Genomic DNA, 10934 nt, shown 5'->3' on the forward strand with positions numbered 1-10934 from the left:
GCGGCGGTCAGCGATCGTGCGCCGCGCCGGTGATCTCGGCGGCTGCCATCGGCCGGGAGTCCCGCCCACCAGGGCCAGGGACCCACTGCGCTCCGGCCCCCCGGAGCCGCTGCCACCCCTGCGGTCAGGGGCTGCCTCCCCTGGCCGGGAGTGACCTGACCTGCGGGGTTCCGCACAGCCTGCCACCCCCCGTGGCCGGGAGTGACCGACGTGCTGACTGGCGGGATTCCGTGCCAGGACCTGCCGCCCCCGTGGCCAGAAGTGACCTGACCTGCGGGAAGGGTGCGGGTGGTCAGAGGCGGCTGCTCCGGCGCCAGAAGTCACCGTGCACGCTGCTCAGCCAGAGCAGAAGCCCAGCGCCGGCGATGTGTGGCGTCGGCGGGCTTGCCCCCGTGAGCCGTTCGAACGATCGGCAGGCGGCCGCGCTCGTGGCTTCGAACACAGCCGTGAGCAGCCGAAACATGGCGCTGCTCACCCGAAAGTCCCGCCGATTTTGTGCGCACGTTCACAAGCGTTACCGTTACTAAGGCATCCACCTTCTCTCCCCGGGCGTTCGGTGTGCCAACCGCGCCAGGGCACGCGTTTTGTGAGGGCAGCACGTGGCACGGTCAGGCAACGGAGTCCAGCCTCCTCAGCCACCCGCTGACGGAGAGCAGACCACCGAGCTGCCCAAGGTCACCGACCGCGCGATCGGCCGCACCAGGGACATCCCGGAAGCCGCCGTCGCCCGCCTTGCGGTCTACCTGCGGGTGCTGTCCGCCATGGCCGACCAGGGCGCGGTCACCGTCTCCAGCGAGGAGCTGGCCGCGGCGGCCGGGGTGAACTCGGCGAAGCTGCGCAAGGACCTGTCCTACCTCGGCTCCTACGGCACCCGCGGCGTCGGCTACGAAGTGGAAGTCCTGGTCGGCGAGATCGAACGCGCCCTCGGGCTGACCCGCAAGCAGACCGTCGCCGTGGTGGGCATCGGTAACCTGGGCCACGCGCTGGCCAACTACGCCGGATTCCCCCGGCGCGGCTTCCCGGTGGAGGCGCTGTTCGACGTGGACCCGGACCTGATCGGGGTCCCGGTCGGTGGCCTTCCGGTGCAGCACATCGACGACATCCCCAAGGTGTGCGCGCAGAAGCGCATCGCCATCGGGATCATCGCCACCCCGCCCGCGGCGGCGCAGGCCGTCTGCGATCGGCTGGTGGCGGGCGGCGTGCAGTGCATCCTCAACTTCGCTCCGGTGGTGCTGCAGGTGCCGTCCCACGTCGAGGTCCGCAAGGTCGACCTGGCCGTGGAGCTGCAGATCCTGTCCTTCCACGTGGCGCGCAAGGCCGAACAGCGGCACGCCGGCCGGGCGGCGGCCAAGCGGGCCGAACGCAACGGCGCGCGCTCGTCCGCGGCCCAGTCGTCCGGTCAGCGCACCGCCAAGCGAGCGGCCGCACGCCGCATGCCGTCCAACGGTGAGGTGGTCTGAATGAGCGTGCTCGCCGTCGGCCTGTCGCACCGCACCGCCGAGCTGACCATGCTGGAGCGGGTGGCGGTCACCGCGACCGAGTTGCCGAAGCTGCTGCACAAGCTGCAGCAGGCGCCGGACATCACCGAGGTCATGGTGCTGTCCACGTGCAACCGGACCGAGGTCTACGCGGTGGTGGAGACGTTCCACGGCGGCCTCACCGCGGTCTCCGAAGCGCTCGCCGAGAAGGCAGGCGTCCCGTGCCCGACACTGCACGAAAGCCTGTACGTGCACTACGCGGGCGCCGCCATCGAGCACCTGTTCTCGGTGGCTTCGGGCCTCGACTCGATGGTCGTCGGGGAAACGCAGATCCTCGGCCAGGTGCGGGCCGCCTACGCCGCAGCGCACGAAGCGGGCACCGTCGGCAGCGCCCTGCACGGCCTGGTGCAGCGCACGCTGCGGGTCGGCAAGCGGGTGCACAGCGAGACCGCCCTCGGTTCGCTCGGCGCGTCGGTGGTGTCCGAGGCGCTGGCCGCCGCCGGTGACCTGGCCGGCCGCACCGCGCTCGTCGTCGGCGCGGGGTCGATGGGCGCGCTCGCCGCATCGCAGCTGGTCAAGACCGGGGTGCGGCGGATCGTGGTGGCGAACCGGACGTTCGCCACGGCCGAGCGGCTGGTGCAGAACATCGCCGAGTCCGGTGCCGACGCCGCGGCCGTCGGACTGTCCGAGGTCCCGCAGGCCCTGCTCGACGCGGACGTGGCGGTGTCGTGCACCGGCGCGAAGGGCGTGGTGATCGGCCCCGAGCACGTCCGCCCACGCGAGAAGGACCTGGTGATCTGCGATCTCGGCATGCCGAGGGACGTCGATTCCGCGGTCGAGCGGCTGCCCGGCGTGCGTATCGTGGACTTGGAGACGGTGCGTGACCGCATGGACCGCGCCGGTGACTCCAGCACCGCCAAGCACATCGCGCAGGCGTCCGGCATCGTGCTGGACGAGGTGCGGGACTACCTCGCCGAGCAGCGCACGGCGGCCGTCACGCCGACCGTCGCGGCATTGCGGCAGCAAGCGGCCGAGGTGGTCGACGCCGAGCTGTTGCGGCTGGACCGGCGGCTGCCGGACCTGGACCCGCAGGTCCGGCAGGAAGTGGCCCGCACGGTGCGCCGTGTGGTGGACAAGCTGCTGCACACCCCGACGGTGCGGGTCAAGCAGCTGGCCGCGGGCGGCGACCGGACCGACTACGCCCAGGCGCTGCGCGAGCTGTTCGGGCTGGACCCGTCGGCTCCCGCGGTGGTGTCGCAGCCCGGGGACCGTGACCGGGCACAGAACTGACAGGCAAGCAGCAGACCGTAACGACCAACCGGAAGTCATCCGTGACCAAGACCCTCAAGGTCGGCACCAGGGCGAGCGTCCTGGCTGTCGCGCAGACCGAGACCGTCGCCGCCGCGCTGCGCGCCGCGGGCCACGCCGTGGAGCTGGTGCGCATCACCACCCCTGGCGACCAGTCGACCAAGCCGATCGCGGAGATCGGTGTCGGCGTGTTCACCTCCGCGTTGCGCGAGGCGCTGCGGGCCGGCGCGATCGACCTGGCGGTGCACTCCTACAAGGACCTGCCGACGACGCCGGAGCCCGACCTGGTGGTGGCGGCCGTGCCGCGCCGGGCCGACCCGAGGGACGCCCTGGTGGCCCGGGACGGGCTGACGCTCGGTGAGCTGCCGCCGGGGTCGGTGATCGGCACCGGCTCGCCCCGGCGGGCCGCCCAGCTGCGCGCGCTCGGCCTCGGCCTCGAGGTGCGCGGCATCCGCGGCAACATCGACACCCGGATGGGCAAGGTCGACTCCGGCGAGGTGGACGCGGTCGTGCTGGCCAGGGCCGGGCTGGAGCGGGCGGGCCGCACCGACCGCATCACCGAGACGCTGGATCCGCTGCAGATGCTGCCCGCGCCCGCGCAGGGCGCGCTGGCGGTGGAATGCCGGTCGGCCGACGTCGAGCTGGAGCAGCTGCTGCACGAGGTGCTGGACGACTCGCACACCCGCGCGGCCGTCACGGCCGAGCGCAGCATGCTCGCCGCGCTGGAAGCCGGGTGCAGTGCCCCGGTCGGCGCGCTGGCCGACGTGGTGGAGGACTTGACCGACGACGGATCGGTGGTGACCCGGTTGTCCCTGCGCGGCGTCGCCGCGGTCGACGCCGACGCCGCCGCCCCGGCGCTGCTGCGTGCCTCGATCACCGGGGAGCTCGCCGAGGCGGAGTCGATGGGCAAGGCGCTCGCCGCCGAACTGCTGGAGCGCGGAGCGGCCCCGCGCGCCTGACCCGCCGCCCGCAGCGCCACGACGACAAAGACCGACAACCTGCTCGACACGACAAGGAGAAGTGCACGAGATGACCCCCGCACCGAAGTCCGCCGGGCGCGTCGCCTTCGTCGGCTCAGGCCCCGGTGATCCCGGGTTGATCACGGCGAACGCTCGCGAGCTGCTGGCCAAGGCCGACCTTGTCGTCACCGACCCGGACGTCCCGTCCGGCGTGCTGGCGATGGCCGCCGACGGCGCCGAGGTACGGCCCGCGGTCGGCGAGTCGGCCGAGGTCGCCAAGGACCTGGCCGCCGAGGCCAAGGCAGGCAGGCTGGTGCTGCGGCTGGTGTCGGGTGACCCGTTCACCCGCTCGGCCGTGATCGCCGAGGTCAAGGCGGTGGCCGAGACCGACGCGGTGTTCGACGTGCTGCCCGGTGTTCCGCCGGCGCTGGCCGTGCCCGCCTACGCGGGGATCGCGCTGGGCAGTGCGCAGACGACGGTGAACCTGATCGACTCGCGGGCCGAGGTGGACTGGGCGGCACTGGCCGCCGCTCCCGGCGTGTTGGTGCTGATCGCCACGTCGGCGCACCTCGGGCAGGCGGCCGCCGAGCTGATCGAGCACGGCCGCAAGCCGGACACTCCGGTGGCGGTGACCAGCAACGGCACGGTCAACCTGCAGCGCACCGTGGAGACCACGCTGGCACAGATGGCCGACGCCATCGGCGAGACGGTCGGCACGCTGGTGGTGACCATCGGGGACGCGGTGGCCGAGCGGGCCAAGCTGTCCTGGTGGGAGTCCCGGGCGCTGTACGGGTGGAAGGTGCTGGTGCCGCGCACCAAGGAGCAGGCGGCCGAGATGACCGAGCGGCTGCGCAGCCACGGCGCCACCCCGCACGAGGTGCCGACCATCTCGGTCGAGCCGCCGCGCAGCCCGGCGCAGATGGAGCGGGCGGTCAAGGGCCTGGTGGACGGCCGCTACCAGTGGGTCATCTTCACCTCGGCCAACGCGGTCAAGGCGGTGTGGGAGAAGTTCCAGGAGTTCGGCCTGGACGCGCGGGCCTTCTCCGGGGTCAAGATCGGCTGCATCGGCGAGGCCACCGCGGACCGGGTGCGGGCGTTCGGCATCACCCCGGAGATGATTCCGCAGGGCGAGCAGTCCAGCGAGGGCATGCTCAAGGAGTTCCCGCCGTACGACGACGTGCTCGACCCGGTCAACCGGATCCTGCTGCCGCGTGCCGACATCGCCACCGAGACGCTGTCCGCCGGGCTGGTCGAACGCGGCTGGGAGGTCGACGACGTGACGGCCTACCGCACGGTGCGTGCCGCCCCGCCGCCCGCCGAGACCCGCGAGATGATCAAGACCGGTGGGTTCGACGCGGTGTGCTTCACCTCGGCGTCCACGGTGCGGAACCTGGTCGGCATCGCGGGTAAGCCGCACGCGCGCACGCTGGTCGCCTGCATCGGGCCGAAGACCGCGGAGACCGCGCAGGAGTTCGGCCTGCGGGTGGACGTGCTGGCCAGCCAGCCCCGGGTGACCGTGCTGGTCGACGAGCTGGCGGCGCACGCGGCCAAGCTGCGCGCGGAGGGTGCCCTGCCGCCGCCGCGGAAGACCAAGCGGCGTCGCTCCTCGTCCTCGTCGAAGTAGGCAGCAGGGCGCATCAGGGGCGATGTGGACCTGGCCGCGGCCAGGTGATCGACGAGACGTTCCGGTGCGCGAGTCGGCTGTGCTTGCGGGCTCGCGCACCGGCTTTTTGCGGCGTACGTCCAGGTGAGGGGTGCGTCGTCGAGCGGGTGCGACGGAGTACCGTTTGATGAATGTTTCCCGAGCATCGACCCCGTAGGCTGCGCGGCACCGCCGCCATACGGCGGCTGGTCCGCGAGACAGAGGTGCGGCCGCGCCAGCTGATCCTGCCGCTGTTCGTGGCCGAGGGAATCACCGAGCCGAGGCCGATCGCCAGCATGCCCGGCGTCGTGCACCACACCAGGGATTCGCTGCGCAAGGCCGCGGTGGAAGCGGTCTCCGCCGGGGTGGGCGGGCTGATGCTCTTCGGTGTGCCCGCCACGCATGACGCGATCGGGTCGGCCGCCAGCAGCCCCGACGGCATCCTGAACGTCGCGTTGCGCGACCTGCGTGCCGAGCTGGGCGACGACACCGTGCTGATGGCCGACACGTGCCTGGACGAATACACCGACCACGGCCACTGCGGTGTGCTGGACGAGCACGGCAACGTGGACAACGACGCGACGCTGCAGCGCTACGCGGAGATGGCCGTGGCGCAGGCGGAAGCGGGCGCCCACGTGCTCGGGCCGAGCGGCATGATGGACGGCCAGGTGGCCGCGATCCGCTCGGCGCTGGACGAGGCCGGTTTCACCGACGTGGGCATCCTGGCGTACTCGGCGAAGTACGCCAGCGCGTTCTACGGCCCGTTCCGCGAGGCGGTGAATTCGCAGCTGCGCGGCGACCGCAAGACCTATCAGCAGGACCCGGCCAACGCGCGTGAGGCGATCCGGGAGATCGAGCTGGACATCGCCGAGGGCGCGGACATGGTGATGGTCAAGCCCGCGCTTGCGTACCTCGACGTGGTCAGCCTGGCCGCCGAGTTGTCCACCGTCCCGGTGGCGGCGTATCTGGTGTCCGGCGAATACGCCATGCTCGAAGCCGCTGCGGAGCGCGGATGGGTCGAGCGGGAGCGCGCGGTGCTGGAGATGCTGACCTCGATCGTCCGCGCCGGCGCGGACATGGTGCTGACATACTGGGCGGCGGAGGCCGCGGCCTGGCTGTCCCGATGACCGATCGCTCTCCTTCCCCGCGTCGCGAGTGGGACGCCGGTGATCCGCGCCCGGGCGACGAGCCGGATCGGGACGTTCCGGAGCCGCCGTCCTCCCTGGGCGCGCCCGCCGAGCCCGGGCCGGACCGGACCGCTTCGGCGCCGCTGGCCTCGGACGACCCGTTGGCCGCTCCCGAGCTGGGTCAGGGCGGGCCACACACCGGCGTAGGTCCCGGCCGTGCCGGGCCGAGCCCGGCGGCGCAGGCACGCCCCGGCGGCCGGCTGAACTGGCATGATCCGGAGCTCCCCGAGGAGGAGCCGTCCGGCGGACCCGGCTACTCGGATCCGACGGATCCGCTGGAGCGGGAAGCGGCCGGCCTGCCGCCACTGGATTCGGGCCCACGCAGCACGGTGCCGCCGCCCCGCGAGATCACCGTCTCGCTCGCGCTGTGGCTGGCCGCGGCGGCCGCGACGGCGTTGGCGTTCGTGCTGATGATCGTCGACGTCGACGACATCGCCGAAGCGAACGTCGCCGCCTACAACCGCGCGGTGGAGGCGGGCGACCCGATCATGCGGACCGACATCACCGCGGACGACGTGCGGGCCGGTGCGTCCGGCTTGGTGTGGCTGTTGGGCAGCGGCGGCGTCATGCTGGCGATGCTGGTGGTGACGTTCGCCTACCGGATGCGCGAGGGAACCCGATCGGCGCGCACCGTGCTGGTGGCGTTGACCCTGGTGGTCGTTGCGTTCTGCGGGTTCATGCCCGCCGAGTACGTCAACCCCGCGCACTGGGCCGGGCTGGTGCTCGGCGGTGTGGCGGCCGTGTTGCTGTTCCTGCCCGCGGCGAACGCCTACCTGCCGAAAATCCAGGCCCCGAAACGGCGATGGCGAGGTGATCGGTGAGCGGGGAACGTGCCGTGCCGGACGCGCAGGACGTGCTCTACGACGACCCGGGGGGCAGCTGGCTGGCGCTGGCCTTCCCGTTCGGGCTGGCCGCGGCCGGCGTCGCGGTGGAAGCGGTCACCGGCCCGGTGTTCTGGAGCCTGTGGGCGCTCGCCGGCGGGGTCCTGCTGCTGTTCACCGTGCTTTGGGTGGTCGCCAGGCGCCGGTTCTGCCGCGTGCGGGTCACCCGCAGCGAGCTGATCCAGGGCCCCGAAGTGCTCGCCATCGACCGCATCGCCAAGATCCTCCCGGCGGGCCCGCGCGACGAGCAGGTCCGTGACCTGCGGGTCCTCGGCGGCGGGCACAGCATGCCGCGCAAGTACGAACCGGTGCGGCTGCAGCTGACCGACGGCACCAGGGCGCTGGCCTGGGCACGGGACGGCGAGGCGCTGCGCACCGCCCTGCGAGCCGCCATGGACGCATGAGAAGCTGACCACGTGAGCATGACCAGGACATCGGGCGAAGGGGGCCGGGGCGCCGACCAGGCGTTCGCGGACGCCGCCGGGGATCGGGCACCCGATCCGACAGGCGGGCCGCCGGCATCCGCGCCCACTCGCCCTGGGCGCCTGCACCAGCCGTGGCGGGCACTCGTCGCGCTGGCCGAGCTGATCCTGGCCGCGACGGCCGGGTGGCTGGCCGTCCGGCTGTGGCAGTCCGGGATCACCGTGGTGCCCACCCCGGACGGTTCGGTGGAGCTGACCCACTACCACGGCGACGCGATCAGCGGCGCGATCGGCCTCGGGCTGGTGGGTGTCCTGCTGGTCCTGGATGCCGGGCGGCAGCTGCTGCTCGCGGTGCGGGTCCGCTCGCGCAGGGGGCGGTCCGAGCGCACCGAACCGTGGCCGCCGTTCGACGAAGACGTCTGATGCGTGGACCGGAGGATGATGAGCTGCCAGGAGTCTCGAGCACTGTTCGACCGGGCGACGACGCTGACCCCGGGCGGGGTCAATTCGCCGGTGCGGGCGTTCAAAGCGGTGGGCGGCACCCCGCGTTTCATGGTGTCCGGCTCCGGCGCGTACCTGCGTGACGCGGACGGCAACACCTACGTGGACCTGGTCTCCTCCTGGGGGCCGATGATCCTCGGCCACGCGCACCCGGACGTCGTGCGGGCCGTGCAGGAAGCCGCCGCGTCCGGCTTGTCGTTCGGCACACCGACACGGGGCGAGCTGGACCTGGCCGAGGAGATCGTCGACCGGGTCGAGCCGGTGGAACGGATCCGGCTGGTCAACAGCGGCACCGAGGCGACCATGAGCGCGGTGCGCCTGGCGCGCGGCTTCACCGGCCGCAGCAAGGTGATCAAGTTCGCCGGCTGCTACCACGGCCACGTCGACGCGCTGCTGGCCCAGGCCGGGTCGGGGGTGGCCACGCTCGGGCTGCCGACGTCGCCCGGCGTGACCGGGGCGTCCGCGGCGGACACCATCGTGCTTCCGTACAACGATCTCGACGCGGTCAAGCTGGCGTTCAGCGAGAACGAGGGGCAGATCGCGTGCGTGATCACCGAGGCGGCCGCGGGCAACATGGGCGCGGTCCCGCCGCGGGAGGGCTTCAACGCGGGGCTGCGCGAGCTGTGCACGCAGCACGGCGCCCTGTTGATCATGGACGAAGTGATGACCGGCTTCCGGGTGTCCGCGTCGGGCTGGTACGGGCTGGAGCGGATCCCCGGCGACCTGTACACGTTCGGCAAGGTGATGTCCGGCGGGCTGCCCGCTGCCGCGTTCGGCGGCCGGGCGGACGTGATGGAGCACCTTGCCCCGAGCGGACCGGTCTACCAGGCGGGCACGCTCTCCGGCAATCCGGTGGCCGTGGCGGCGGGCCTGGCGACCCTCCGCGCCGCGGACGCCGAGGTCTACCAGGCGCTGGACGCCAACGCGCAGCGGCTCGGCGCCCTGCTGACCGAGGCGCTGACCAAGGCCGGGGTGCGGCACATCGTGCAGTACGCGGGCAACCTGCTGTCGGTCTTCTTCACCGACCAACCCGTGCACGATTACGCCAGTGCGCAGGCCTCGGAGACGTACCGGTTCGCGCCGTTCTTCCACGCGTTGCTCGAGCGCGGGGTGTACGCGCCGCCAAGCGCGTTCGAAGCGTGGTTCGTCAACGCGGCGATGGACGACGAGACGTTCGAGCGGATCGAGGCGGCACTGCCCGCCGCCGCCGAAGCGGCCGCCCGTGCCGAGCCCTGACGGGGAACCGCCGGAGGGTGCCGTGGTCTGCCTCATGAATCGGACCGCCACCACGGCGAGCCGGACCGGCGATGGGGCAAGGTGAACTTGGACAGTTCGCCCAAAGCCGGTGGTCACGGGGATCGTCACCGGCGGGCGCAAGGCTGAGGTAGCGGTAACCGATCCGGCGCGGTGCACGAGCGGAGGGGTTCATGACAGCGACCAGGACAGTGGTGCATTTCGTGCGGCACGGCGAGGTGCACAACCCGGAAGGCGTGCTGTACGGCAGGCTGCCCGGGTACAAGCTGTCGGAGACCGGCAACAAGCAGGCCCTCGCGGTGGCCGAGTACCTGGCCAATCACGACATCACCTACGTGGTGGCCTCGCCGCTGCAGCGCGCACAGGAGACCGCGGCGCCGATCGCGGCGGCGCACCGGCTGGAGGTCGACACCGACGAGCAGCTGATCGAGTCGGACAACTACTTCGAGGGCATGCGGGTGTCGGTCGGCGACGGGGCACTGCGGGATCCCCGCCATTGGCGCAAGCTGTGGAACCCGTTCCGGCCGTCGTGGGGCGAGCCGTACCTGGACATCGCCCGGCGCATGCTGGGTGCCGCCTACGCCGCGCGGGCGGCCGCGGAGGGGCACGAAGCGGTGTGCGTGTCGCACCAGCTGCCGATCTGGACGCTGCGCCGCTTCGTGGAGGGCAAGCGGCTGTGGCACGACCCCCGCAAGCGGGAGTGTTCGCTGGCCTCGCTGACCAGCTTCGAGTTCACCGGGCACACCATCACGGCCATCCGCTACGCCGAGCCGGCAGGCCGGACCGACCCGCGGGTGACCGGGGCATGACACCGGCGTCCGCGCGTCGTGGCCGGGCCCGTGCCCGGCGCGGCGGGCGCCTGCTCGCCGCGCTCGCCGCGGCGCTGACCTGCTGTTCCGCCGCGCTGGCCGGCTGCAGCACCGGCGACGACGCGGTGGTGAGCGGTTCCCAGTTCACCTTCGTCGCCCCTGGCGGCCAGACCCGCATCGAATACCCGCGTGCGGAGCGGCAGTCGCTCACCGTCACCGGCGAAGACCTGATGAACCCGGGCAAGCAGCTGTCCACCAAGGACTTCGCCGGCAAGGTCGTGGTGCTGAACGTGTGGGGTCAGTGGTGCCCGCCGTGCCGGGCCGAGGCACCCGAGCTGCAGCAGGTGCACGACCCGGACGGCGGCGTGGTGGTGCTGGGCATCGACGTGCGGGACCCGGTGCGCGAGACGGCGCAGGACTTCATGCGGGACCGCAAGCTCACCTATCCGTCGCTGTACGACCCGTCCGGCCGCGTGATGCTGCAGATGAAGGG

The 10934-nt window shown here is 72.4% G+C and carries 11 protein-coding genes; all 11 read left to right on the plus strand.

Features of this window, described 5'->3' with window-relative positions:
- Positions 1-599 precede the first annotated feature (599 nt).
- The gene (locus CXP56_RS03390; RefSeq protein ID WP_084609053.1) at positions 600-1460 is read left to right on the plus strand and encodes a redox-sensing transcriptional repressor Rex; all 861 of its coding nucleotides are present in this window, start codon (positions 600-602) and stop codon (positions 1458-1460) included.
- Positions 1461-2768, plus strand: coding sequence for a glutamyl-tRNA reductase (locus tag CXP56_RS03395; RefSeq protein WP_028846930.1), 1308 nt, complete (start codon positions 1461-1463; stop codon positions 2766-2768).
- Positions 2769-2809: 41 nt separating this feature from the next.
- Complete coding sequence (gene hemC, locus CXP56_RS03400) at positions 2810-3745, plus strand: hydroxymethylbilane synthase (protein WP_028846929.1); 936 nt, start codon at positions 2810-2812, stop codon at positions 3743-3745.
- Positions 3746-3815: 70 nt separating this feature from the next.
- Positions 3816-5369, plus strand: coding sequence for a bifunctional uroporphyrinogen-III C-methyltransferase/uroporphyrinogen-III synthase (locus CXP56_RS03405; protein WP_286899777.1), 1554 nt, complete (start codon positions 3816-3818; stop codon positions 5367-5369).
- Positions 5370-5539: 170 nt separating this feature from the next.
- Positions 5540-6514 carry a porphobilinogen synthase gene (gene hemB, locus CXP56_RS03410; protein WP_028846927.1) on the plus strand — a complete coding sequence of 325 codons (975 nt, stop codon included), beginning with the start codon at positions 5540-5542 and terminating at the stop codon, positions 6512-6514.
- Complete coding sequence (locus CXP56_RS03415; RefSeq protein WP_286899781.1) at positions 6511-7395, plus strand: hypothetical protein; 885 nt, start codon at positions 6511-6513, stop codon at positions 7393-7395. The genes hemB and CXP56_RS03415 overlap by 4 nt, the downstream gene beginning before the upstream one ends.
- The gene (gene mce1N / locus CXP56_RS03420; RefSeq protein WP_286899782.1) at positions 7392-7859 is read left to right on the plus strand and encodes a transport-regulating membrane protein Mce1N; all 468 of its coding nucleotides are present in this window, start codon (positions 7392-7394) and stop codon (positions 7857-7859) included. The genes CXP56_RS03415 and mce1N overlap by 4 nt, the downstream gene beginning before the upstream one ends.
- Before the next feature lie 18 nt (positions 7860-7877).
- Positions 7878-8300 carry a hypothetical protein gene (locus tag CXP56_RS03425; protein ID WP_245566575.1) on the plus strand — a complete coding sequence of 141 codons (423 nt, stop codon included), beginning with the start codon at positions 7878-7880 and terminating at the stop codon, positions 8298-8300.
- 18 nt (positions 8301-8318) lie between these two features.
- Positions 8319-9614 (plus strand): glutamate-1-semialdehyde 2,1-aminomutase, encoded by a 1296-nt coding sequence (gene hemL / locus CXP56_RS03430; RefSeq protein ID WP_286899787.1) that lies wholly within the window; start codon positions 8319-8321, stop codon positions 9612-9614.
- Positions 9615-9805: 191 nt separating this feature from the next.
- A complete protein-coding gene (locus CXP56_RS03435; RefSeq protein WP_028846923.1) occupies positions 9806-10441 on the plus strand; it encodes a histidine phosphatase family protein in 636 nt (211 codons plus the stop codon).
- Positions 10438-10934: TlpA disulfide reductase family protein (locus CXP56_RS03440; protein ID WP_286899785.1), on the plus strand; the 497-nt coding region annotated here is incomplete at its 3' end. The genes CXP56_RS03435 and CXP56_RS03440, both read left to right, overlap by 4 nt.

The sequence above is a fragment of the Thermocrispum sp. genome, assembly GCF_002919275.1.
Classification (GTDB): domain Bacteria; phylum Actinomycetota; class Actinomycetes; order Mycobacteriales; family Pseudonocardiaceae; genus Thermocrispum; species Thermocrispum agreste.